This window comes from Cellulosimicrobium funkei (genome assembly GCF_001019615.1).
Taxonomy (GTDB): Bacteria; Actinomycetota; Actinomycetes; order Actinomycetales; family Cellulomonadaceae; genus Cellulosimicrobium; species Cellulosimicrobium cellulans_E.
On sequence record NZ_JNBQ01000001.1, the window covers coordinates 216,352 to 239,015 of the forward strand.

General features: G+C 74.1%; 20 protein-coding genes. 10 read left to right on the top strand and 10 right to left on the bottom strand.

Annotation, left to right across the window (positions count from 1 at the left end):
• Positions 1–39 precede the first annotated feature (39 nt).
• On the top strand, positions 40–930 hold the full coding sequence (locus FB00_RS00970; RefSeq protein ID WP_047230958.1) for a hypothetical protein: 891 nt from the start codon (positions 40–42) through the stop codon (positions 928–930).
• Positions 931–936: 6 nt separating this feature from the next.
• Here FB00_RS00970 and FB00_RS00975 read toward each other — a convergent pair whose 3' ends face one another.
• Together FB00_RS00975 and FB00_RS00980 are read right to left on the bottom strand one after the other, a co-directional pair.
• Positions 937–1,959 (bottom strand): hypothetical protein, encoded by a 1,023-nt coding sequence (locus tag FB00_RS00975; protein ID WP_047230959.1) that lies wholly within the window; start codon positions 1,957–1,959, stop codon positions 937–939.
• A gap of 69 nt (positions 1,960–2,028) precedes the next feature.
• Positions 2,029–3,324, bottom strand: a complete 1,296-nt coding sequence (locus FB00_RS00980; protein WP_052877336.1) for a CynX/NimT family MFS transporter — start codon at positions 3,322–3,324, stop codon at positions 2,029–2,031.
• A 3-nt stretch (positions 3,325–3,327) separates the two neighbouring features.
• Between FB00_RS00980 and FB00_RS00985 the strand changes: the two genes are divergently transcribed.
• Positions 3,328–4,008 carry a FadR/GntR family transcriptional regulator gene (locus tag FB00_RS00985; protein ID WP_047230960.1) on the top strand — a complete coding sequence of 227 codons (681 nt, stop codon included), beginning with the start codon at positions 3,328–3,330 and terminating at the stop codon, positions 4,006–4,008.
• Positions 4,009–4,051: 43 nt separating this feature from the next.
• Here FB00_RS00985 and FB00_RS00990 read toward each other — a convergent pair whose 3' ends face one another.
• The 4 genes from FB00_RS00990 to FB00_RS01005 all read right to left on the bottom strand — a co-directional run bounded on the left by FB00_RS00990 (position 4,052) and on the right by FB00_RS01005 (position 7,661).
• Positions 4,052–4,489, bottom strand: coding sequence for a VOC family protein (locus tag FB00_RS00990; RefSeq protein WP_047230961.1), 438 nt, complete (start codon positions 4,487–4,489; stop codon positions 4,052–4,054).
• A gap of 9 nt (positions 4,490–4,498) precedes the next feature.
• Positions 4,499–5,767, bottom strand: a complete 1,269-nt coding sequence (locus FB00_RS00995; protein ID WP_082140830.1) for an MFS transporter — start codon at positions 5,765–5,767, stop codon at positions 4,499–4,501.
• Between the two features lie 99 nt (positions 5,768–5,866).
• Positions 5,867–6,703, bottom strand: a complete 837-nt coding sequence (locus FB00_RS01000) for an alpha/beta fold hydrolase (protein ID WP_047230962.1) — start codon at positions 6,701–6,703, stop codon at positions 5,867–5,869.
• Between the two features lie 100 nt (positions 6,704–6,803).
• Complete coding sequence (locus FB00_RS01005; protein ID WP_047230963.1) at positions 6,804–7,661, bottom strand: SDR family NAD(P)-dependent oxidoreductase; 858 nt, start codon at positions 7,659–7,661, stop codon at positions 6,804–6,806.
• A 114-nt stretch (positions 7,662–7,775) separates the two neighbouring features.
• On the opposite strand from FB00_RS01005, the gene FB00_RS01010 reads away from it, so the two are divergent.
• Together FB00_RS01010 and FB00_RS01015 are read left to right on the top strand one after the other, a co-directional pair.
• The gene (locus tag FB00_RS01010) at positions 7,776–8,381 is read left to right on the top strand and encodes a TetR/AcrR family transcriptional regulator (protein ID WP_047230964.1); all 606 of its coding nucleotides are present in this window, start codon (positions 7,776–7,778) and stop codon (positions 8,379–8,381) included.
• Between the two features lie 5 nt (positions 8,382–8,386).
• Positions 8,387–9,034, top strand: coding sequence for a uridine kinase (locus FB00_RS01015; RefSeq protein ID WP_052877337.1), 648 nt, complete (start codon positions 8,387–8,389; stop codon positions 9,032–9,034).
• 49 nt (positions 9,035–9,083) lie between these two features.
• Here the strand turns inward: FB00_RS01015 and FB00_RS01020 are convergent, their stop codons facing one another.
• Positions 9,084–9,566 (bottom strand): glutathione peroxidase, encoded by a 483-nt coding sequence (locus FB00_RS01020; protein ID WP_047230965.1) that lies wholly within the window; start codon positions 9,564–9,566, stop codon positions 9,084–9,086.
• 135 nt (positions 9,567–9,701) lie between these two features.
• Here FB00_RS01020 and FB00_RS01025 point away from each other — a divergent pair, with 135 nt between their 5' ends.
• The 4 genes from FB00_RS01025 (at position 9,702) to FB00_RS01040 (ending at position 13,304) form a co-directional block, all read left to right on the top strand.
• Positions 9,702–10,268 carry a DUF6993 domain-containing protein gene (locus tag FB00_RS01025; RefSeq protein WP_047230966.1) on the top strand — a complete coding sequence of 189 codons (567 nt, stop codon included), beginning with the start codon at positions 9,702–9,704 and terminating at the stop codon, positions 10,266–10,268.
• Between the two features lie 140 nt (positions 10,269–10,408).
• A complete protein-coding gene (locus tag FB00_RS01030; protein ID WP_047230967.1) occupies positions 10,409–11,194 on the top strand; it encodes an SDR family NAD(P)-dependent oxidoreductase in 786 nt (261 codons plus the stop codon).
• 75 nt (positions 11,195–11,269) lie between these two features.
• The gene (locus FB00_RS01035; RefSeq protein ID WP_052877338.1) at positions 11,270–11,965 is read left to right on the top strand and encodes a DNA alkylation repair protein; all 696 of its coding nucleotides are present in this window, start codon (positions 11,270–11,272) and stop codon (positions 11,963–11,965) included.
• A gap of 352 nt (positions 11,966–12,317) precedes the next feature.
• Positions 12,318–13,304, top strand: a complete 987-nt coding sequence (locus FB00_RS01040) for a sugar phosphate isomerase/epimerase family protein (protein ID WP_047230968.1) — start codon at positions 12,318–12,320, stop codon at positions 13,302–13,304.
• A 61-nt stretch (positions 13,305–13,365) separates the two neighbouring features.
• On the opposite strand, the gene FB00_RS20815 is transcribed toward FB00_RS01040, so the two are convergent.
• The 3 genes from FB00_RS20815 to FB00_RS01055 all read right to left on the bottom strand — a co-directional run bounded on the left by FB00_RS20815 (position 13,366) and on the right by FB00_RS01055 (position 16,625).
• Positions 13,366–14,181 carry an alpha/beta hydrolase gene (locus tag FB00_RS20815; RefSeq protein WP_082140831.1) on the bottom strand — a complete coding sequence of 272 codons (816 nt, stop codon included), beginning with the start codon at positions 14,179–14,181 and terminating at the stop codon, positions 13,366–13,368.
• Positions 14,182–14,219: 38 nt separating this feature from the next.
• Positions 14,220–15,560: an MFS transporter gene (locus tag FB00_RS01050; RefSeq protein ID WP_156186247.1), complete on the bottom strand. Its 1,341-nt coding sequence runs from the start codon at positions 15,558–15,560 to the stop codon at positions 14,220–14,222.
• A 120-nt stretch (positions 15,561–15,680) separates the two neighbouring features.
• Positions 15,681–16,625, bottom strand: coding sequence for a PhzF family phenazine biosynthesis protein (locus FB00_RS01055; protein ID WP_047230969.1), 945 nt, complete (start codon positions 16,623–16,625; stop codon positions 15,681–15,683).
• 170 nt (positions 16,626–16,795) lie between these two features.
• On the opposite strand from FB00_RS01055, the gene FB00_RS01060 reads away from it, so the two are divergent.
• Together FB00_RS01060 and FB00_RS01065 are read left to right on the top strand one after the other, a co-directional pair.
• Positions 16,796–20,119 carry a family 16 glycoside hydrolase gene (locus tag FB00_RS01060; protein WP_082140832.1) on the top strand — a complete coding sequence of 1,108 codons (3,324 nt, stop codon included), beginning with the start codon at positions 16,796–16,798 and terminating at the stop codon, positions 20,117–20,119.
• A gap of 250 nt (positions 20,120–20,369) precedes the next feature.
• Positions 20,370–22,655 (top strand): MMPL family transporter, encoded by a 2,286-nt coding sequence (locus FB00_RS01065; protein ID WP_052877341.1) that lies wholly within the window; start codon positions 20,370–20,372, stop codon positions 22,653–22,655.
• Positions 22,656–22,664 lie beyond the last annotated feature (9 nt).

Consider the following 22,664-nt stretch of genomic DNA (forward strand, 5'->3'; position numbering starts at 1 on the left):
GCCGATCTGACGGGCGTGAAGGCATCTAGGGTGCGGAGCGTGACGACGCCCCACCGTCCCGGTGCAGAGCCGATCGGCGACCTCGATCCCGGCGCGGGTGACGGCGCCGTGGCCGGTGACGGGACCGTCCGCGAGCCGGCGCCGCGAGACCGACGGCGGCGGGCCGGGACCGTCCTCGCGGTGTTCGCCGCGGCGGTGCTCGCGACCGGTGCGCTCGTCCCCGCGCTCGCCGACCGGCTGCTGCTGGTCGGTCCCGGGGGAGCGCTGGACCCGACCGTGACCTCCCTCGCCGCGCTGGGGGTGGCCGCAACAGCCGGCGTGGTGGCGCGTGCCCTGCTTCGTCGTCCCGGGCCGGTGCGCGTGTGGGAGGGCGCGGTCGTCTGGGTCGGGGCTGTCGCGACAGCCCTCACCGCGGTGCTCGCGCTGACGGGCGGGTGGTGGATCGCGAGGATTCTGCAGGCGCTGCTCGATCTCGCCGTCGCGCAGGCAGGATGGCCGCTGGTCGTCCTCGTCCTGGCGGCGGTGCAGGTCGGCGCGGTCGTCACGAGGGCGCGGCAGCGTCAGCGGGGCGTGGCGGTCATGCCGTTCGGGCGCTTCTGGGCTCGGGTGGGATGCGCGGCCGGTGCGCTGCTCCTGGTGGGGACCGTGACCGGGCACGCCGTGCGAGCGACCGGCACGGACGTCGTCGTCGCGCGCGACCCCGCGGGTGCCTGCACGATCGTCGTCCGCCAGAGCGAGGACATCTTCACCGGGCCGGTCACGCTCTACTCCGGGTCGGGGTCGGTCGTGACGCGCGTGACGACGATCCCCGACCTGGTCGGCTACCCCCTCCGCGACGGTCGGTACGCCGTGGGCTTCACCGCGGACGGCGCGCACGTCCAGCTCGCCGACGTGACCGAGACCCGCTCCGCCCTGCTGCCCTGCGGCTGAGGTGCTTCACGGGCAGTCGACCCGCACGACCTCCCACGGGGTCTCCTCGTCGGAGGCGTCGAACGAGAGCGTCGCGCCGTGCTCGTCCCAGGCGAGGTCGTACGCCGAGAAGGCCGGGGGCTCGCGGAACGGGAAGCGCTCCTCGAGAGTGACCGGGCCGTCGGTCAGGACGCTCGTCGCGACGACGTCGCCGTGGGGCAGAGCGAGCACGTCGACTCCACCCGTGAACAGGAACGTCCACTGCTCGACCACGACGTCGCACGTCGCCCCCGCGCGCGCCGGGAGCACGAGCGTCGTCGTGCCCCCGGTCAGGGCCAGGTCGAGCGCCGCGCCTCCGAGCAGGCCGACGCCCACGAGGCACCCGGCGACCTCCGCGCCTGCGGGAAGGCGCCACGAGCCCTCGGGTCGCCGCCCCCGGACACTGAGCACCCACGACCCGGCCAGCACGAGCCCGAGCCCGGCGGGGACCAGGACGTTCACCCAGGCGGCCCGGAGCGCGACGCCGTGCAGCACGAGCAACCCGTCGCCGGAGAGCGCGCGGACGGCGACGTGCGCGGCGAGCAGCGCCGTCCCGGTCGCGACGGCCACCCACGGCCCGGTGCGGCGTCGGACGAGCGTGTCGTCCGTCGCCTCCCGCGTCCTGGGCTCCGCGGACGTCGGGGTGCGCGGCCCGACGGGCGTCGAGGTGCTCGGTGGAGCCGGCACGCGCCGTCGGGCGGCGGCGACCACGAGCCGTCCGACCCCGACGACGACCGCCAGCGCAGCGATCAGGACGGCCGCGTACTGCGCGAGCCCGGCGAACAGGCCGACCAGACCGTGCCGGTACCAGAAGGACTCGTCGGTGCCGAGCTGCGTGGCCGCCACCGCGCCGATAAGCACGAGGGCGACGAGGAACGACGGCGACGCGCGGCGTGCCGCGTCCGCGAGCCGGCTGCTCGGCCCGGTATGCGTCGAGATCGCCCCGGTCACGACGAGGGTGGCGGCGCACAGGGCGACGAGCGCGACCGTGTCGGCCGGCGAGAGGAGCATGGGGACGACCTTGGCGCACCGTCGGGCGCCGCCGGTGCGCCCGACGTGCGAGGTTCGTGCAGGTAGCGATCAGCGCGGCGGCAGCCGGTCGGCGACGGGCTCCGGGGCCGGGGGCACGGTGTCCTCCACGAAGCGCGGGCGGCACGCGAACCAGCCGCCGACGACGCCGGGGACCGCGGTGGCGGCGAGCACGAGGAGCGGGATCGACCACGACCCGGTCGCCTCGCGCAGCAGGCCGAGGCCGATCGGGCCGAAGCACGCCAGCGCGTACCCGAGGCCCTGGACGAAGCCGGACACGGCCGACGCGGACTGCGGCGTCCGGGTCCGCCGGTTGATGAGGGTCATGCACAGGGGGAACGTGCTCACCCCGATGCCGAGCGCGCACATCCAGAGCACGGTGCCGTCGAGCGGGGAGAGGAGCAGGCCGAGGTACCCGGTCACGAGCACGACGGCGCACACGACGACCACGACGAACGGGTTCGCCAGCCGCGTGGCGAGGTGCGGCACGACCAGCGCGGCGACCATGCCCCAGGCGGAGTAGAGGGCGACCATGGTGCCGCCGAGCGCGGCGCTGCCGCCCGCGTCGGTGAGGACGGCCGGGACCCAGGTGATGATCCCGTAGTTCGACAGCGAGATCGCCGCGAACAGGACGACGAGGCCCCACACGGTCGACGACCGTCCGATCCGCGGCCTCGTCCCGGAGGCGGCGGTCGCCGCGGGTGCGTGGTGGTCGGCGGGCAGGCGGGTCGCCAGGACGAGCCAGACGACGGCGGCCAGCGCCGCCGGGCCCGCCCAGATCCCGACGGAGAACCGCCAGCTGGTCGCCTCGGCGACCGGGACGGCCAGGAGCGGGGCGACGAACTGCCCCGTCTGCATGAGGATCAGGTAGAGCGACGTCCACAGGGCGATCCGGTCGGGGAACCACGCCTTCACCAGGGGGACGATCACGACGTTCGCCGCGCCGATCCCGGCGAGGGCCAGCACGGTCGACGCCACGAGCCAGCCGGTCGACGGGGAGACGGCGCGCAGCACGAGCGACAAGGCCGTCAGCCCCAGCGCGACCGTGGCCGTGCGCTCGAGGCCGAACCTGCGCGTCACCACCGGGGCGAGGAACCCGAAGAGACCGAACGACACCGCGGGGACGGTGCCGAGCAGCCCGGCGACGGCCACGCCGTAGCCGAGGTCGGCGCCGATGGTCTCCAGCAGCGGGGTGAACCCCGTGACGGCCGTCCGGAGGTTGATCGCCGTCAGCGCGACGGCCAGCCCGGCCCACAGGGTGAGGCGGACACGCCCTGCGGGGACGCGGGTAGGGGAGAGTGTGGCCATGAAGAGCTCCGCTGTGAGGTCGGCCGACGATAGGATCATGGGATGAATCCTGGGCAGTCTGACACGCGCGAGCCGCTGCGTCGAGTAGGACTCATCGACCAGGCGGCGGCACGGTTCCGCGACGAGGTGGTCTCCGGTCGCTGGCCGGTCGGCGAGCGCATCCCGACCGAGGTCGCCCTGGTGGCCGAGTTCGGCATCGGGCGGAACACGGTCCGCGAGGCGCTCCAGTCGCTGGTGCACGCCGGCCTGCTGCGCCGCGAGCAGGGGCGCGGCACGTTCGTCATCTCCCGTTCCGAGCTGACCGGCACCCTCGAGCGCCAGCTCGCCGGGGGGAGCCGCCGCCACTACCTGGAGCTGCGCCTCGCCCTGGACAGCACCGCGGCGTCGCTCGCCGCCGCGAGCCGCACGGACGCCGACGTCACGCTGCTGCGCGAGCTGCGCGACCGGCGGGAGGCGGCGTGGTCGACCGACGACCTCGACGCGCGTGCGAGCGCGGACCTCGACCTGCACCGCGCGATCGTGGAGGCGACGCACAACCCCCTGTACGTGACGCTGTACTCGAGCATGCTCGACGTCTTCGCCGTCCACATGCGCGACGAGGAGAACGAGGACGAGGACGCGGCGCACCGGCACCACCACGAGCTGGTCGAGGCGATCGCCGGCGCGGACGCCGACCGCGCCGCCGAGGCGGTGGCCGCCATCATGGACCCGTTCCTGCGCTGAGCCGCAGCGCGGCGAGCGGGCTCCGCGGTCAGCAGTCTCGGGGTCAGTCCAGGCAGAACTCGTTGCCCTCGACGTCCTGCATGACGATGCACGACTCGTTCTCCTCGTCCGCGACCATCACGCGCACGCACGTCGCGCCGAGGGCGACGAGCCGGTCGCGCTCGGCCTCGAGCGTGGCGAGACGCTCGGCGCCGACGAGCCCGGTGCCGACGCGCACGTCGAGGTGCACCCGGTTCTTCACGACCTTGCCCTCGGGGACCCGCTGGAAGTACAGGCGCGGACCCGCGCCGGTCGGGTCGCTGCACGCGAACCACGCGTCCCGCTGCTCGGGCGGCAGCGCGGTGTTCGCGTCGTCCCACGTCGCGAAGCCCTCCGGGGGCGACGGCGGGACGTAGCCCAGCACCTCGCACCAGAACCGGGCGACGCGCTCCGGCTGCGCGCAGTCGAACGTGACCTGGACCTGCCTGACCGTCGTCGTCATCCCGCCACCCTAGGCGCGCGGGTGCTCCTGGTCGGAGGGCATTTCCGTCACCGCCGCGTCCGTCACCGCCGCGTCCGTCACCGCTGCGTCCGTCACCGCCGCGGTCGGCGCCGCGGGGAACGTGCGCCGCGCGACGAGGACCACGACGAGCGCCACGGCGACGATCCCCGCCCCGACGAAGGGGACGACGTCGAGGCCGGAGCGGGCGAGGACGAGCGCGCCGAGCGCGGCGCCGCCGCCGATGCCGACGTTCGACGTCGCGTTGACGAGCGCGCCCGTGAGATCCGGTGACGCCCCGTGCGCGCGGATCGCCGCCGCCTGGAACACCGGCGCGACGGCGCCGAAGCCCGCGCTCCACACCCCGATCGCGACGAGCACCCCGACGGTTCCGGGGAACGCGAGCCCGACCGCGAGCATGCCCGCCACGACCGCGACGAGCGTCACGACCGTCGTCCGGCGCGGCCGGTGGTCGAGGCGCGCGGCGGCGAACGCCGTCCCGACGAGGCCGAGCGCCCCGAGCACGAGGAGCGCCGGGCCGAGCGCCGACTCCTGGAGGCCCGCGCCCAGGAGCAGGAGCGACACGAAGGTGTAGACCGTGTACTGGCCCAGGTACGCGAGGGAGTTGGTGGTCGTCGCCACCGCGAGCGCGGAGCGCCGGCTCCCGCTCGACGCGTCCGACGGCGGAGCCCCGCCCCCCGGCACGGGCGGCAGCAGGAACGCGATGAGCACGGTGGCCAGCGCGCACGCGCCCGCGAGGACGCCGAACGCGGGACGCCAGCCGATCGCCGTCCCGAGCGTCGTCGTCAGCGGGACGCCGAGCACGAACCCGACCGCCGCGCCCGTGGTGACGAGCGAGAGCGCGCGCCCCGTGAGGTGCGGCAGCACGAGCCGCGACGCGTACCCGATGCTCACCGAGAAGAACACCGCGTGCGACGCGCCGCCCAGCGCCCGCGCCGCCGCGACGACGGCGAACGTCGGCGCGACGGCGACGAGCACGTTGCTCACGGTGTAGAGCACGAGCGTCGTCAGCAGCAGGCCCTTGCGCGGGAGGCGCGCCGTGCCGAGCGTGAGCGGCACGGCGAGCGCCGCGACCATGACCGCGTACGCCGTGACGAGCAGCCCCGCGACGGACTCCGTGACGTCCAGGTCCGCGCTGAGGAGCGGCAGGAGACCGACGGGCACCAGCTCGGTCGTGATGGCGACGAACGTCGCGAGGCCCAGGGCGACGATGCCGCCCGTGGCCTCGCGGACCGTCCCCGGACGGAACGTCGTGGTCATGCGCCGTGCCCGTGCGGTCGCACGTCGCGCCGCACGGCGGGCTGGCCGTCGGTCTCGCTCGGGTCGAGCACGTCGTCCTCCTCGGGTCGTCCCCCCACCCTAGGAGCCCGGCGTGCCCGGGGAGTCCGCCGCGAGCGTCGCGACGGCCTCCACCGCCGCCGCGACGGCGGGCGCGTCCTTGCGGAGGATCGCGCCGTGGTTGCTCCGCACCTTGGCCGCGAGCGCGACGTGCGGGTTGCGGAGCGTCACCTGGTCGAGGCTCGCGCGGATGACCTCCTGCTCGTCGCCGCGGCTGCCGAACGACGTCCCCGAGGCGACGACGTACCGGGTCGGCACGGTGATGCGGTCCAGCACGGGAGCGAGCTCCCGCTCCCGGGAGATCCTCCCGAGCTCGATGTTGCTCTCCGCCTGCTGGGCGGCCGTCATCTGCGGGAGCAGGCCGAGCGGTCGCAGCACGGGCCGCAGGAAGGCGAGGCGCCGGAACAGCATCCGGATGCGCTCCTCCATCGCGTCGTCGAGCCAGTCGTGCGGGAACGCGCCGTCCACGAGGACGATGCCGACCGTCCGCTCGGGGTGACGGTCGGCCCAGTGCGCCGCGACGACCGCGCCGTAGGACCAGCCGACCAGGAGCGCCCGCTCGACGCCGCGCGCGTCGAGCACGGCGGCGACGTCGCGGACCGCGGCCTCGAAGGTGTAGTCGGCCGAGGTGCGTGAACGGCCGCGGGCGCGCTCGTCGAAGGTGAGGTGCCGGTACCCGGGGCCGAGCGCGGCGACGACCCGCTTCCAGTAGCGCTGCGTCGCGAACTGCCCGTTGCAGTAGAGCAGCGGCATGCCGTCGCCGCCGCTGTCGCGGACGGCGAGCGCGGTGTCGTCGACCGGCACCAGGCCGGTCCAGGCGGAGCAGGGCGAAGGGTCCGGGAACTCTGCCGGGGACATGGTGTCTCCTTGTCGGGGGCGGGGCTGCGGCGCGGACGGGGTCCGGGGGGCGGGGCGGCGTCGGGCGTCGTGGTGCGGGCGCTCGCCGGGTGGTGGGCCGTCAGTGCGCTGCCTCGGGCTGGGCCACGGCCTGCTCGGCGGCGCGGCTGACGTGCTCCCACGCGGCCCAGGTCTCGAGGCGCTGGGCCGTGACGTGCTGTGCGACGTCGTAGACCATGCTGCCCAGGAGCAGGCGCAGCGGAGGGTCGTCGCTGTCGACGAGCGTGAGCATCGCCTCGGCGGCGAGCCGCGGGTCGCTGTCCACCGACCCGTCGGCCCACTGGCGCTCGAGCTCGGCGCGCAGGGGCGCGTACGGCTCGGCGGGGGTGGTCGAGGCCATGCTCGTGTACAGGTCGGTCCAGTAGCCGCCGGGCTGCACCACGGTGACCTTCACGCCGAACGACGCGGCCTCCGCCGCGAGGGCCTCGCTCATGCCCTCGAGCGCGAACTTGCTCGCGCTGTACAGCCCCGTGCTCGGGAAGCCGCCGAGCGCGGCGATGCTCGAGACCTGGAGCAGGTGCCCCGAGCCCTGCGCCCGCAGGTGCGGCAGCACCGCCTGGCTGACCCACAGCGCGCCGAAGAAGTTGACCTCGAGCTGGGCGCGGGCCTCGGTCTCGGTGAACTCCTCGACCATGCCCATGGACAGGGTGCCGGCGTTGTTCACGACGACGTCGAGGCGGCCGAAGCGATCGACGGCCGACGACACCGCGGCGTCGACCGCGCTCTTGTCGGTGACGTCCAGGGGCAGCGCGAGGACGCGGTCACGGTGCCGGGTGTCGAACGCGTTCGTGTTCGCCGTCCGCGCCGTGGCGACGACCTGGTCGCCACGCTCGAGCGCGGCGACGGCGAGCGCGTGCCCCAGGCCGCGGCTCGCGCCGGTGATGAACCAGGTGCGGGGAGAGGGAGAGGTGTGGCGCAAGAATGCTCCTCGGGTAAGACGAGACGTTGCGTCTCGTTGTGAGAGCGACCGTAGACCATGGTTCCCGGTTTGACAAGACGGAACGTCTCGTCTCTTTGCGGCTACGCTGAAGGCATGTCGCATCCCGATCCCGCACGCCGCAAGGAGAGCTCCCGCCGTGCCGTCCTCACGGCCACGCTCGAGCTTCTCCAGGAGGTGCCGTACGCACGCCTGAGCATCGAGGGGATCGCCGCGCGCGCCGGCGTCGGCAAGCAGACGATCTACCGCTGGTGGCCCTCGAAGGCCGCCGTCCTCTTCGACGCGTTCCTCCTCCTCAGCGAGTCGGGGGAGGGCGAGACGCCGCAGCTCCCCGACACCGGAGACCTCCGGGCCGACCTCACCCTCGTGCTCCGGGCGACCGTCGCCGAGCTGAACGACCCGCGCCTCGCCGAGCCGATGCGCGCGCTGGCCACCGAGGTCGCGCACGACGAGGCGCTGGCTGCGGCGTACCACGAGCGCCTCGACGCCCCGCTCCGCGAGGCCAAGCGGGCGAGGCTGCGCAGCGCGCAGGAGGCCGGGGAGCTCGCGGACGACCTGGACCTCGACGTCGCGGCCGACATCATCTGGGGTCCCGTGCTGAACCGGTGGCTCCGGCGCAGCGGCCCCCTGACCGACGAGTACGTCGACGCGCTCGTGGACACCGCGCTCCGCGGGATGCTGCGGCGCGCCGAGGAGTCCTGACGGCCGTGCGCGTCGAACCGGTGACCGAGGGCGTCCTCGTGGACCGGGTCGTGGACCTCGTCCTCGGGTTCCGGCGCCGCGACCGGGCGACGGGGCCCGACGGCGCGGTGCGGCTCCTCGTCGACGGTCACCCGTCCGCACGGCCCGAGGCGCTCGCGGACCTGCTGGTCGCGCCCCTGCGGGCTGCCGGCCGACCCGTCGCGCGGGTGCGCGTGCAGGACTTCTGGCGCCCCGCGTCGCTGCGGCTCGAGCACGGCCGGGAGGACCCGGACGCGCTGCTCGACGCGTGGATCGACGTGGCGGGCCTCAACCGCGAGGTGCTCGACGCCGTCGGCCCGGGCGGGTCCGGGCGCTACCTGCCGAGCCTGCGCGACCCCGCGACGAGCCGGTCGACGCGCGCGGGTTTCGTCGCCGCGGAGCCGGGGCTCGTCGTCGTGCTCGACGGCGCGCTGGCCCTCGGCCGCGGGCTCGCCGTCGACCTCTCCGTCCACCTGGCGCTGCGCGCGCCGACGCTCGCGCGCCGCACCGCGGCGGAGGACGCCTGGACGCTCGACGCGTACGCGCGCTACGAGCGGGAGGTGTGCCCCGCGGACGTGGCCGACGTCGTCGCGCGGGTCGACGACGCGCGGCACCCCGCGCTCGTCGTGCGCTGACACCCCGCGCGAGGACCGCGCTCACGACCGTCCGCAGGGTGGCGCGCGCTCAGCGCGGCAGGTGCGCCTCGACGAGGTCGACGATCGCCGGGTCGTCGGGAAGGGTGCGGGGGCGGAAGCGGTGCACCTCGCCGCCGGGCACGACGACGAACTTCTCGAAGTTCCACGTGACCCGGCCGGCCTTGCCCTCGGCGTCCTCGGCCTTCTTCAGCTCCCGGTAGAGCGGGTGGGCGTGGCGCCCGTTGACGCGGACGCGGTCGACCACGGGGAACGTCACGCCGTACGTCAGCGAGCAGAACTCCTGGATCGCCTCGTTGGTGCCGAGCTCCTGGAGGAACTGGTTGCTCGGGAACCCGATGACGGTGAAGCCACGGTCGCGGTACTTCTCCTGCATCGCCTCGAGCGTCGCGTACTGCGGCGCGAGGCCGCACCGCGACGCGACGTTCACGACGAGCACGACGTCGTCCGCGTGCTCGCGCAGGGTGTGCGTCGTCCCGTCCATGGCGTCGAACGGGATGTCGTACAGGCTCATGCGGGACTCTCCTGACGGTCGGACGGGGATGGTTCGCCTCCCATCCTGCACCCGACGACGCCCGAGATGTGAAGATCTCGGGTCGAGGCCGCGCCCGCGGTCGCCGGCCACCACCCGGCCCGTCAGACTCGCGACATGGCCACGCCCGACCTCGACGACACTCGCACCGACGGCACGTCGCGCCTCGGGAGCGCCGTCGTCGGCGTGGTCGTGGGGCTCGTGATCTTCGCGTGCGTGGGCGTCGTGGGGTACTTCCTGTTCGTCGGGGTCGCCATGGAGCGGTGGGCCGAGTCGTACGACGCGTCCGAGCCCGAGGTCACCGCGACGGCCGAGGACACGACCGCCGTCGGGCAGGAGACCGGGCTCGACGCGTCCAACGAGGCGTACCGGCAGCGGACGGGCACGCCCGAGACCGACGCCGAGGCGGCGCTCGCGGTGCCCGCCGTCCAGGCCGCGCTCGACCCGGTCGCCGACGGGTCGGCCGTCGACGGCGACGAGGTCTCGGCCGCGCTCGTCGCGGCGGGGTTCGAGAACGTGCAGGTCGTGGACAGGAACGCCTTCGGCGACGTCGTCCCGGTCGTCGGTGTGGGGGTCGCGGTCCCCGGCGGCTGCGTGTACGGGGCGGTCGCGCCCGACGCCGTGACGCTCGACGCGGGCGGCCCGATCGCCGACGGCGGGTGCCTGGAGATGCCGTCGCACTGACCTCGTCGCGGGGCCGCCGTGAGATCGACCCGTGCGTCCGAGATCGACCTTCGGTGGGTCGATCTCGCGACCTGCGGGTCGACCTGGGTACGGTCAGCGGGGCGGGCGACGGCGCCCGCGCAGGTGACGGAGGGTGAGACATGCGGATCGAGGGCACGGTCGCCCTGGTGACGGGAGGGGCCTCGGGCCTCGGGCGCGCGACGGCGGAGGGTCTGGTCGCGGCGGGGGCGCGGGTGGTCCTCGCGGACCTCGCGTCGTCCGACGGCGTCGCGGTCGCCGACGCGCTCGGTGACGCGGCGCGGTTCGTCCCCACGGACGTGACGAGCGAGGACGACGTCGCGCGGGCGCTCGACGCCGCGGACGCCCTCGGCGGGGCGCGCGTCGTCGTGAGCTGCGCCGGGATCGTGCTCGCGCAGCGCGTGCTCGGCAGGTCCGGGGTGCACGCGCTCGACGCGTTCCGGCGGGTCGTGGACGTCAACCTCGTGGGGACGTTCAACGTCGTCCGGCTCGCGGCCGAGCGCATGCTCGCGCTCGACCCGCTGGGGCCCGACGGTGAGGGCTCGGCAGGGGAGGAGCGTGGCGTCGTCGTGCAGACCGCGTCGGTCGCGGCGTTCGACGGCCAGGTCGGCCAGGCCGCCTACGCGGCCTCCAAGGCGGGCGTCGCGGGCCTCACGCTGCCGCTCGCGCGCGACCTCGCGCAGCACCGGATCCGGGTCATGACGATCGCGCCGGGCATCTTCCGCACCCCGATGATGGCGTCGCTGCCCGAGGCGGCGCAGGAGTCGCTCGGCGCGCAGGTGCCGCACCCGAGCCGGCTCGGCCGCCCGGAGGAGTACGCGCACCTGGTGCGCGCGATCGTCGAGAACCCGATGCTCAACGGCGAGGTGATCCGCCTCGACGGCGCGATCCGCATGGCGCCGCGCTGAGCGCACGGACCACGGGCGCGCCGCGGCGCGGACCGCAGGACCGCGGGCGACCGCCCGCACGAGAGGAGGAGGACGATGCCGCCGTACACGACGGCGACCGACTTCCGCGCCGACCTGCTCGCGCGCGCGACCGCGGCCCAGCGCCGCGCGTACGCCCGCTACTTCCCCGGCGACGACACGCTCGCCGGGGTCAGGATGGGCGACGTGTTCACGCTCGCGAAGAGCGCGCTGGACCTGCCGGTGGACCAGATCGAGCTGCTGCTCGAGGACCGGGTCCACGAGGTCCGCGCGGGCGGCTGCTCGATCATGGGCAAGTCGGCGACGGCCCGGCGCGTAGCCGTCGAGCGGCACGCGGAGCTGGTCGAGCTCTTCCTGCGTCGTCACGACCGGATCGACACGTGGGACCTGGTGGACCTCACCGCGTACCAGGTGCTCGGTTCATGGCTCCTCGACCGGCCGCGCGACGTCCTCGACAGCCTCGCCCAGGCGCCCGACTGGCCGCGTCGGCGCACCGCGATCGTCGCGACGGCCGCCTTCCTGCGCCGCGGCCAGGTCGACGACACGTTCCGGCTCTCCGGGGTCCTCGTCGACGACCCCGAGCCGTACGTGCAGAAGGGCGTCGGCTGGATGCTGCGCCACGCGGGTGACGTCGAGCCCGAGCGGCTGCGCGCGTTCCTCGAGGACCATGCCGCGACCATGCCGCGCGACGTGCTGCGCGCCGCGGTGGAGAAGCTGCCGCCCGCGGAGCGCAAGGAGTGGCTCGCGCGCTGACCGGACGCCGACGAGCGCGGTGCGGCGCCATGACGGAGGACCTTCACCTTTTGATTGACACCCGACAGAAGTCTCGTAGGATGACGACCGGGTGGTAGGTGAATGGCCGCCTGGCACGGTTGGACGCGCTCCTCCGGCACGCCGACGTGCGGAGGACTCGCTCGAGGACGAGACGAGGAGGACCACACGCAGGGTGCTGTTCGGCCCTGACCAGGACGGACGACCAAGCGGACCGCCCGAGGACCTGTCGTCGGTGACGACGAGCGCCGCGTGCCGCTGACTCGCTGCCGACCTGTACCACCGCGGTGCGGCTCGCCCGAGCCGCACCGTCACATCCCTCGAAGGAGAGACGATGAGCAAGTCTCAGATGACGCGCCGCAGCCTGATCAAGGCGCTCGCGACGTCGACCGTGGCCGTCGGCCTCGGTGCCGCCGTCGCCCCGGTGGCCAACGCCGCCCCCGCTCCGACCGCGGCCGGGCCGCTCGCGGCCGCGGGCAACGGTCGCCTGGTCCCCCCGGGCAAGATCGGCATCCAGCTCTACTCGATCCGTGACAAGGTCTCGAGCCTCGGGTTCCGCGCGGTGTTCGAGCAGCTCGCGGACATCGGCTACTCCGAGATCGAGTTCGCCGGCTACACCCAGGGCCAGGTCGGCGCGATCACCCCGGAGGAGATCCGCCAGCTCCTCGACGACAACGGGCTGCGCGCCGTCGGCTCCCACGTCAGCCTCAACGCGCTGCGCAACGACCTCCCGCGCCAGCTCGAGATCGCCAACATCCTCGGCATGCCGCACGTCGGCACCGCGAACGCCCCGACGAACGTCAACACGGTCGACGGGTACCGCGCCGCCGCGGACGAGTTCAACGCCTGGGGCGCCCAGGCGAGCGCGGCAGGGCTCAAGCTCTACCAGCACAACCACGCGGGCGAGTTCGCGTTCGCGACGGACCAGCCGGAGGTGCGTCTGTACGACGTCTTCTTCGACAACACCGACCCCCGCCACGTGTTCCTCGAGATGGACGTCTACTGGGCCTTCGTGGGTCAGTACCGCTTCCCCGGCTTCGAGCCCATCGACTACGTGCGCAACAACCCGCACCGCTACCCGCTCCTGCACCTCAAGGACGGCGCACGCAACGAGGCGAACCCGAACGGGTTCGACATCATCGAGTTCGACGCGGGCGACCTGCCCTACCGCGAGTTCCTCCGTGCGACGAAGGCACGCGGCACGCGCTGGGGCATCTGGGAGCAGGACAACGCCCCCACGACCGCCGTCCCGCCGAACCCGGTCGACTCGTTCGGCAACGCCCGGCGCAGCTACACGTCGATCCTCGGCCTGCGCGGCTGAGTCACCCGGCACCGAGAGCCCCGTCCGCGCACCCGCGGGCGGGGCTCTCGCGCGTGCGCGGTCAGACGTCGCGCACGAACGCCCGGAGGTCGGCGAGCACCGCGGGCCCGTCGTCGCCGCCGAGGAACCCGTGGCTCGCTCCGGGCACCTCGACGAGCTCGCACCGGACGCCGTCGCGCGCGCACGACGCCGCGAGCGTCCGGGCCTCGGGGAGCAGGGTGTCCTGGTCACCGACCGCGAGGAACGTCGGCGGGAGCGCCGACGCGTCGACGTCGAACCGCGGCGCGTCCGCGAGGTGCCCCACCCGCGCCCACGCGCGGAACGACGCGGCGGACAGCGCGGCGTCGGGCCCACCCGGCCGATCCCGGTCGAACGACCCGAGCGTGAGGTCGAGGTTGGGGTTCGTCAGCGCCAGCCACGCCGGCGCGAGCGGCGTCCCGTGCGCCCGGCGGGCGGCCGCGACGGCGACCGTCCCGCCCGCGGAGTCGCCGAACAGGGCCACCCGCTCGACCCCTTCCGCGGCGAGGAGCGCGAGCGCGACGAGCGCGTCGCCTGCCGCCTCGGCGAGCGTGCCCTCGGGCGCGAGCCGGTAGTCGACGGAGACGACGACGGACGCGAGCGCGGTCGCGATGCGCCGGCACGAGGCGTCCTGGAGCTCCAGGTCCCCGAACAGCCCGTACCCGCCGTGCAGGAACATGACCGCGGCGCCGGCGTCGTGCGCCTCCGGCACGTACCGGCGCATCGCGACGCCGTCCCGGGCCTCGTCCCGGACCGTCCCCGCGAACGGCTGCCGCGGCCGGGCCAGGGCGCGCTCGCGCGCCTCACGCCGCAGCGTCGCGGCCTTCTCGGCGAGCTCCACGGGTCGATTCTCGGTCATGCGACCAGGCACCGCGGCCGAGGTGGACGGTCGTGGTCCTACCTCGCGGGCTCGGCGTCCTCCGCGAGGGTCGTCGTGACGGGGTGGGGCGCCGGTCGGGGGAGCGGGCGCACCTGCCCGGCCACGGCGAGCGACAGGACGGTCGCGGCGCAGATGACCAGGAGCATGTGGCGGGCCCCGACCTGGTCGACGAGCAGGCCGAGCAGCGGCGGCGCGGTGAGCATCGCGACGGTCGAGAACGACGTCGCGACGGCGACGCGCGGCGCGGCGTGGGCGGGGTCGTCGGACGCCGCGGCGATGGCGACGGGGTTGGCGAGCGCCGCTCCGCAGCCCCACAGGACGATCCCGACCCACGCGAGCGGCAGGCTCGGCGCGAGGCCGAAGACGAGCAGGCCGACGAGCGCCGAGACGCCCGACGCGCGCAGCACCGACACGCGCCCGAACCGGTCGATGAGGCCCGTCCCGGCGAACCGGAACACCGTCATCGCGCCGACGAACGTGCCGTACGCGACGGCGCCGAGCGCCTCGCGCACCTCGAACCCGTCGACGACCGCGATGGAGAGCCAGTTGCCCGCCGACCCCTCGGACAGCGACGACGCGAGCAGCACGAGCCCGATCAGCAGCGTGCGCGGCTCGCGCCACGCGGCGAGCGCGGCGCGGACCCCGGCCCCGCGGCGCGGCGAGGTCGCGGCTGCGGGCGCGGCGCCGTCGTCGTCCGGGTCGGTGGCGCCCGACGGCGCAGGCGCGCCGGGAGCGACCCGGTCGGGCGCGAGCGCGGTCGCGGGGGCGATGAGCGCGGCGCGGGCCACCGTGACGGCGAGCGTCACGACGAGGATCTGCGCCGTGATGCCGACGTGCGCCCACGAGAACGCGGCCGCGACGAGCGCGCCGCACGCGGCGCCGATCGAGAACGCGGCGTGGAAGTGGGGCAGGATCGCCCGCCCCACGTGCTGCTCGACGGACGCCGCGCAGATGTTGATCGGCACGTTGGTCAGGGCGCCGCACACGCCGTTGAGGAACGCCCCGGCCGCGAAGAGGACGACCCCGCCCGTCCCGGTCCCGAGCGCGACGAGCCCGAACCCGACGACGTTCCCCACCGTCGCGACGACGAGCGTCGTGCGGCTGCCGAACCGTGCCACGACCGCGCCCGCGGACACCACGGACACGAGCGACCCCAGGCCGCCGACGACGAGCAGCAGGCCGAGCTGGCTGGCGCTGATCCCGAGCGCCTCCCGCACCGAGGGCAGTCGGCTCATCCAGGACGCGCCGATGACCCCGAACAGCCCGAACTGCACCATGAGTGCCCAGCGGGCGCGCGCGACGACCGCGCGGTCCGTCAGGGCGCGGTCGGACCCGGAAACAGGTGGGGTTCTTGACACTTGCCCCAGTCTACGGAGCCCGGGGCCCGCCGAGCCCGTGGATATCGCCGGGACCGAGCGCCGGACCCGGCGATGTCCCCGGGTTCGGCGGCGAGGCCTCGACCCGTCACCGGCGCAGGGTCAGAGGCGGACGGTCCCCGCCACGCACGTGACGCTCGCGCCGCCGACCCAGACCGTCCCCGAGCGGTCGCGCTCGACGTGCACGCGACCGGCCCGGCCGAGCGCGGCGCCCTGGGCTGCGACGTAGCGATCCGGGAGGCGGCCGTCGCGCACGAGCCACTGCCCGACGACGGCGTTGAGGCTCCCGGTGACCGGGTCCTCCGGGATGCCCATGGCGAGCGCGAACCCCCGGACCTCGACCGCCGCGCCGTCAGGGCCGCCGTCGTCCCCGTACAGCCCGGCGACCCCGACGGAGAGGTCCGGGTGCTCGACGCGCAGCCTCGACCAGTCCGGCGCGAGCCCGGCGACGCGGTCGGCGGAGTCGAGCAGCACGACGCGCCAGCCCGGCCCGTTGTCGAGGACGCGGTGGTCGAGCACGGCGTCGTCCGGGACGCCCAGCGCGGCGACGATCGCGGCGAGGTCGTCGGCCGGCACCGGCTCGTCGGCGAGCAGGTCGGGCGCAGCGAACGCGAGCCTCCCGGTGTCCTCGGGCTCGTCGTCCGGCGCGACGGCGGCGCGCACCTCGCGCCGGATCGTCACCAGCCCGACGCCGCACTCCTGCACGACGGCGTCGCCCGCCCGGGGCGCGCCGCCCGCCTCGAGCCACGCGTGGGCCGAGCCGAGCGTCGGGTGCCCGGCGAAGGGCAGCTCGCCGCCGGGGGTGAAGATCCGCAGGCGGTAGTCGGCGCCGCCGGCGGCCCCGTCGGGGCTGGGCGGCAGGAGGAATGTCGTCTCCGAGAGGTTCGTCCAGCGGGCGAACGCGGCCATCTGCTCGTCGGTGAGCCCGTCGCCGTCGAGCACGACCGCGACGGGGTTGCCGAGGGTCGGGACCTCGGTGAACACGTCGACCTGCGCGAACGGCCGGGACGCGGTGCTGTCGGCGATGTCGCCGTGGCGTGCGCCCATGCCTCCGAGCGTACGTCCGGGCAGGCCAGAGCACTTTTGTCGATCACGAGTCGGAAGTTGTAGACACATCGATAGAACGAGGGCTAGCCTGTCCAGCGTTGTCATCGACGGAGCCAGGCAGGGGTTACGCTCCGTGGACTCGAAGTCCGACCGAGTATTAGGGAGCAACGATGCTCGAACGCACCAGCCTGCCGGTGTCCCGCCGGATCAGGTACCGACGCGGCGCGGCCGCCCTCACCCTCGGCGCCGTGGTCGTCGCGGGCTGGGCCGTCCCCGCCGCGGCCGACCTTCCCGAGCAGGAGCCCGGCGTCACGCTGCGCACCTTCCAGCTCGCGCAGAACCCCGGGGCCGTCTGCACCCTCAAGTCCGGCCAGACGCCCAACGTCGACAAGCTCATGCCGACCATCGACTGGTCGACGGCCGAGCAGTTCGGCGCGGAGGACAACTTCATCTCGCAGGTCAGCGCGAACCTGCACGTCCCCGCCGACGGTCAGTACCAGTTCCGCGTGACCAACGACGACGGGGCGCTCGTCTACATCGACGGCCAGCTCGTCGTCGAGAACGACGGCCCGAACGACTCGACCTCCGTCGAGGGCAGCGCGACCCTCACGGCGGGCGTGCACGACCTCCGGGTCGACTACTACGAGGGCGGCGACAAGCAGCGCCTCACGCTCGCGTGGAAGACGCCGGGCAGCTCCTCCTTCCAGGTGATCCCGACCTCGGCGCTCAGCACCGAGGCCGGCGTCGTGCGCGTGACCGCGCCCGGGTACAAGTACTGCGAGGGCGCCACCGACACGGCCGGCGACGGTCTGCGCCTCGACACGGTCAACCCCAACTACGACCTCGTCGACCTGCGCCCCGCGGGCTTCGAGCCGAAGGTCTCGGGTCTGGCGTTCACGCCGGACGAGAAGCTCGCCGTCGTGACGACGGGCGAGGTCAGCTCCGGCGGCTGGCGTCCGGACCCGGTGTCCGGCGAGGTGTACTTCCTCGACGGCGTCACCACGGCCGACGGCCCCGAGGACGTCACGGCGACCAAGGTCGCGGACGAGCTGCTGAACCCGATGGGCATCGAGGTCGTCGAGGACTCGATCTTCGTCTCGGAGCGCTACCAGCTCACGCAGCTCACCGACCCCGACGGCGACGGCTTCTACGACCAGCACACGAAGATCGCGGAGTGGCCCGACGGCGGCAACTTCCACGAGTTCGCGTTCGGCCTGATCCACGACGAGGACTACTTCTACGTCAACCTGTCCGTCGCCATCAACAACGGCGGCGCGACGACCAACCCGCAGCCGGCGGCCAACCGCGGCACGTCGATCAAGATCGACCGTGAGACCGGCGAGGTCACCTACGTCGCGGGCGGCCTCCGCACGCCCAACGGCATCGGCTTCGGCCCCGAGGGCGAGATCTTCGCGACGGACAACCAGGGCGCCTGGCTCCCGTCGAACAAGCTCATCCACGTGCAGCAGGACAAGTTCTACAACCACTACACGAACCCGGCCGGGCCGTTCGACTCGAACCCCGTCGCCCCGCCGGCCGTGTGGCTCCCGCAGAACGAGATCGCCAACTCCCCGGGCAACCCGATCCTCGTCGAGGACGGCGAGTTCGCCGGCCAGATGCTGCTCGGCGACGTCACGTACGGCGGCATCCAGCGCGCGTTCCTCGAGAAGGTCGACGGCGAGTTCCAGGGTGCGGTCTTCCGCCACACCGCGGGCCTCGAGGTCGGCGTGAACCGTGTCATCTACGGCCCCGACGGCGCGCTGTACGCCGGCGGCACCGGTGAGGGCGGCAACTGGGGCGAGTCGGGCAAGCTCCGGTTCGGCCTCCAGAAGCTCGTGCCCGTGAACGAGGACTCCTTCGACATGAAGGAGATGCGCGTGGTCGAGGGCGGCTTCGAGATCGAGTACACCGACCCGGTGTCCGACGAGGTCGTCGAGAAGCTCGCCGACGCCTACCAGGTCAAGCAGTGGCGCTACGTGCCGACGCAGCAGTACGGCGGCCCGAAGGTCGACGAGGAGCCCCTCTTCGTCACCGACGCCACGGTGTCCGAGGACCGCACGACCGTCACGCTGAAGATCGACGGCCTCAAGCCCGGCCACGTCGTCTACATCCGCTCGCCGCGCCCGTTCGCGTCCGCGGAGGGCACCGAGCTCCTCAGCACCGAGGCCTGGTACACGCTCAACTCGCTCCCCGGCTACGTCGCCCCGGCCGACCGCGGCTGGTACGAGGCGGAGCTCGCGCAGCCCCTCGGCAGCTCGAGCATCGGCTCGGACCACAGCAACTACTCGGGCTCCGGCTTCGCCGCGGGCATGACGAGCGTCGGCGCCGGCCGCACGTTCTCCGTGACCGTCCCCGAGGCGGGCACCTACCCGGTCAACGTGCGCTACGCCAACGGCATCCACCCGTACACGACGCTGCGCGCGAAGAACGTCTCGCTGCACGTGAACGGCCAGGACCTCGGTCAGTGGAACTTCCCCACGACGGGGAGCTGGAAGGACTGGGGCGTGCTGACGCGCAACCTCGAGCTCCAGGCCGGAGTCAACACCATCACGCTCGCGTACGAGACCGGCGACGAGGGCAACATCAACATCGACGTGCTCTCGATCGGCGAGAACCCGGACATCTGCTCGCCGGGTGAGGTCGAGGACGGCTACACCGCGATCTACGACGGGACCCTCGCGAGCCTCCAGGAGGGCTGGCGCATGGCCGGTCCGGGTGGCTTCGGCCGCCAGGAGGACTGCTCGATCCGCGGTGCGGGTGGCATGGGCCTGCTCTGGTACGACCAGGAGCTCGGCGAGAACTACAGCCTGAAGCTCGACTGGAAGCTCACGAAGGACGACAACGGCGGCGTGTTCGTCGGGTTCCCGAACCCGGGCGACGACCCGTGGGTGGCCGTCAACAAGGGCTACGAGATCCAGATCGACGCGACGGACGCCGACGACCGCACCACCGGCGCGGTCTACACGTTCCAGGGCGCCGACGAGGCGGCCCGTGACGCCGCCCTCAAGCCGGTCGGGCAGTGGAACGCGTACGACATCCGGGTCGAGGGGGACCGCATCCGCATCTACCTCAACGACGTGCTCGTCAACGACTTCACGAGCACCGACCCGGCCCGGCTCGTGAACAGCTTCGTCGGCATCCAGAACCACGGCAGCGGCGAGATGGTCAACTACCGGAACATCCGGTTCAAGGCGCTGACCGACGAGCCGGTCGAGGAGCTCGCGATCTCGACGACGGTCCAGACCCGCTGCATGGCGGGCAAGGTCTACGTCGCGGTCCGTGCCACGAACGACGACACGGTGCCGGCCGACATCACGCTGACGACGCCGTTCGGGACGAAGACGGTGACCGGCGTCCAGCCGGGTGCCTCCGCGTACCAGTCGTTCGCGTCGCGCTCGACCTCGGTCGAGGCGGGCGCCGCCCAGGTGTCCGCGACGGGCGGCGACCTGACGTTCCAGGCGGACGTCGCCTACGAGGCCGCGTCCTGCGGCTGAGCTGAGACCCCGGGGCGGGCGGCGTGAGTCGCCCGCCCCGGGACGGACCGGGCGGGGGCGGCAGCACGAGCCGTCCCCGCCCGTCCCGTCTCATCCCTTCTCCACCTCGGTCTCCCGAGGCGCCCCCCGCACGGGCGGAGCGTGGTCCGACGGCGCTCCCACCCTCGCGTAGGGTGCTCACCTCACGTCCTCGCTCCCGCGGGGCCTCGCACGACTCCCGCACGACGTTCCTCGACGAGGAGGACAGCCCATGGCGCTCGGACGCCTCCTGCACCGGACCGGACGGTTCGCCGCGCGCCGTCGCGCCGTCGTCCTCGGCGTCTGGGCCGTCCTCCTCGTCCTCGGCGCGGTGCTCGGCGGCGCCGTCTTCGACAAGACCACCGACGTCGAGCCCGCCCCGCCCGGCAGCGCCTCCGCGCTCGCCGCGGAGCGCCTCGACGAGCTCGAGCCCGAGGGCGAGACCGTCGTCGCCGTCCTCTCGGGGCGCGACTACTTCTCCACGGAGCTGATCGTCCAGGCGAGCGAGGTCATGCACGGCATCCGCGCGATGCCGGGCGTCGTCGAGCTGTTCGACGCCTACACGGGCGGCGGCCTCATCGCCGACGACGGCCAGGGCTCGCTGGTCGTCGTCGAGCTCGACCCCGCGCTGTCCGACGACGAGGCGCTGGCCCTCGCGCACCAGGTCGCCGACGCGCTCCACACCGTCGACACCCCCGAGGTCCTCGTCGGCGGGGCGCTGCTCGCCGAGGAGGCGTTCGTCGACCAGGCGATCACCGACGCCGCCGTGGGCGAGGGCGTGGCGATCGCCGTCCTGCTGGTCGTGCTCGTCGTCGTCCTCGGTGGCCTGCGCGCGGGCCTGGTGCCGTTGCTGTCCGCACTCGCCGCGATCGCGGTCGCGCTGCTCGTGCTCAGCGGCCTGCTGGGGATCGTGCCCGTCAACGAGTTCGCCGTGAACGTCGTGACGCTGCTCGGCCTCGGCCTCACCGTCGACTACTCCCTGCTCGTGCTCGCGCGCTTCCGCGAGGAGCGCGCCGAGAACCCGGGGCTCCCGCTCGACGAGCTCGTCGGGCGCACGCTCGCGACGGCCGGGCGCGCCGTGCTGGCGTCGGGGCTCGCCGTCGCGATCGCCCTCACCGGCCTGCTCCTGCTCGGCGACTCGCTGCTCTCCGGCATGGCCGTCGGCGGCGCCGTCGTCGTGCTCGTCGCGACAGCCGCCGGGCTCACGCTCGTGCCCGCGCTCGTCGCCACGTGGCACCGCGCCATCCCCGCGCCGGGCGCGCGGACGTGGTCCCACCCGTGGACGGGGCGCGGCGGCGCCGGCACGCTCGGCCGCCTCGCCCGCACCGCGCAGCGGCACGCCGTGCTCGTCACGCTCGGCGCGACGGCCCTCCTCCTCGCGCTCGCCGTGCCGCTCGGCTCGATGACGCTCGGCAGCTCCGAGGTCCACTCCCTGCCCGCCGACGCCGAGGCGCGGCTCGCCGCCGACGCGTCCACCTCGCGCTTCGCCGATCTCGGCGTCACCCCGATCACCGTGCTCGTCGAGGCACCCCGCGGCGACGAGGCCGCGTCCGCCTACCTCGACCGCGTCGCGGCCCTGCCCGGCGTCGAGGACGCGATGCAGGACACCGACTACCCGCCCGAGGTCCTCGTCGTCGACGTCACTCCCGACGTCGGTGAGGGCGGCGACGCGACCGCCGCCGAGGCCCAGAACCTCCTGCGCGCGATCCGCGCGATCGACACCGGCGACCTCGACGTGCACGTCGCCGGCCCGGCCGCCGAGGTCGTCGACACCCAGGAGCACCTCGCGCAGCGCCTCCCGCTCGCCGCTGGTGTCGTCGTGCTCGCGACGTTCGCGCTCCTCTTCCTGCTCACCGGCTCGCTCGTCGTGCCGCTCAAGGCGCTCGTGCTCAACCTGCTCACGCTCGCCGCGACGCTCGGCGTGCTCGTCTCCGTGTTCCAGCACGGCGTCGGCGCCTCGCTGCTCGGGTTCGAGCCGTGGGGCGCGCTCGACGTCACGACGCCCCTGCTCATCGGCATGCTCGTGTTCGGCCTGTCCACCGACTACGAGGTGTTCCTCCTCGCGCGCACGGCCGAGGAGTGGCGCGCCCGCACGCCCGGGGAGGACCCGCGCGCCGCCAACGACCGGGCCGTGCTCCGCGGCATCACCGCGACCGGCCCGGTCGTCACGACGGCGGCCGTCGCCATCGGCATCGTGTTCCTCGGCTTCGCGGCGGGCGAGCTCGTCGCGATGAAGGAGGTCGGAGTCGGCATGGCCGTCGCCGTGCTGCTCGACGTGACCGTCGTGCGCGGGCTCCTCCTCCCCGCGACGATGACGCTCCTCGGGCGCTGGAACTGGTGGCCGTGGTGGCGGGACGGTTCCGAGGGTTCCGTCCGGGCGAAGGCTCCGCGGGGGCGCGACGGGTCTTCCATCCGCCGCTCGTCCCTCGCGGCTCCCGCCAGACCCGCCACGACCCGTCACACCCCCGCTCCGCCCTCGCCCTCGGCGTCCGGCTCGCCCTCCGCTCCGCCGAGGTAGAGCCCTGGT

Coding starts and splice junctions, on each gene's coding strand:
- FB00_RS01010 (WP_047230964.1), top strand. CDS start 7,776: ATGTCGCATCCCGATCCCGCACGCCGCAAGGAGAGCTCCCGCCGTGCC.
- FB00_RS00985 (WP_047230960.1), top strand. CDS start 3,328: ATGAATCCTGGGCAGTCTGACACGCGCGAGCCGCTGCGTCGAGTAGGA.
- FB00_RS01030 (WP_047230967.1), top strand. CDS start 10,409: ATGCGGATCGAGGGCACGGTCGCCCTGGTGACGGGAGGGGCCTCGGGC.
- FB00_RS00980 (WP_052877336.1), bottom strand. CDS start 3,324: ATGATCCTATCGTCGGCCGACCTCACAGCGGAGCTCTTCATGGCCACA.
- FB00_RS01020 (WP_047230965.1), bottom strand. CDS start 9,566: ATGAGCCTGTACGACATCCCGTTCGACGCCATGGACGGGACGACGCAC.
- FB00_RS20815 (WP_082140831.1), bottom strand. CDS start 14,181: ATGACCGAGAATCGACCCGTGGAGCTCGCCGAGAAGGCCGCGACGCTG.
- FB00_RS01000 (WP_047230962.1), bottom strand. CDS start 6,703: ATGTCCCCGGCAGAGTTCCCGGACCCTTCGCCCTGCTCCGCCTGGACC.
- FB00_RS01040 (WP_047230968.1), top strand. CDS start 12,318: ATGAGCAAGTCTCAGATGACGCGCCGCAGCCTGATCAAGGCGCTCGCG.
- FB00_RS00995 (WP_082140830.1), bottom strand. CDS start 5,767: ATGACCACGACGTTCCGTCCGGGGACGGTCCGCGAGGCCACGGGCGGC.
- FB00_RS01025 (WP_047230966.1), top strand. CDS start 9,702: ATGGCCACGCCCGACCTCGACGACACTCGCACCGACGGCACGTCGCGC.
- FB00_RS00975 (WP_047230959.1), bottom strand. CDS start 1,959: ATGCTCCTCTCGCCGGCCGACACGGTCGCGCTCGTCGCCCTGTGCGCC.
- FB00_RS00990 (WP_047230961.1), bottom strand. CDS start 4,489: ATGACGACGACGGTCAGGCAGGTCCAGGTCACGTTCGACTGCGCGCAG.
- FB00_RS01055 (WP_047230969.1), bottom strand. CDS start 16,625: ATGGGCGCACGCCACGGCGACATCGCCGACAGCACCGCGTCCCGGCCG.
- FB00_RS01035 (WP_052877338.1), top strand. CDS start 11,270: ATGCCGCCGTACACGACGGCGACCGACTTCCGCGCCGACCTGCTCGCG.
- FB00_RS01065 (WP_052877341.1), top strand. CDS start 20,370: ATGGCGCTCGGACGCCTCCTGCACCGGACCGGACGGTTCGCCGCGCGC.
- FB00_RS01060 (WP_082140832.1), top strand. CDS start 16,796: ATGCTCGAACGCACCAGCCTGCCGGTGTCCCGCCGGATCAGGTACCGA.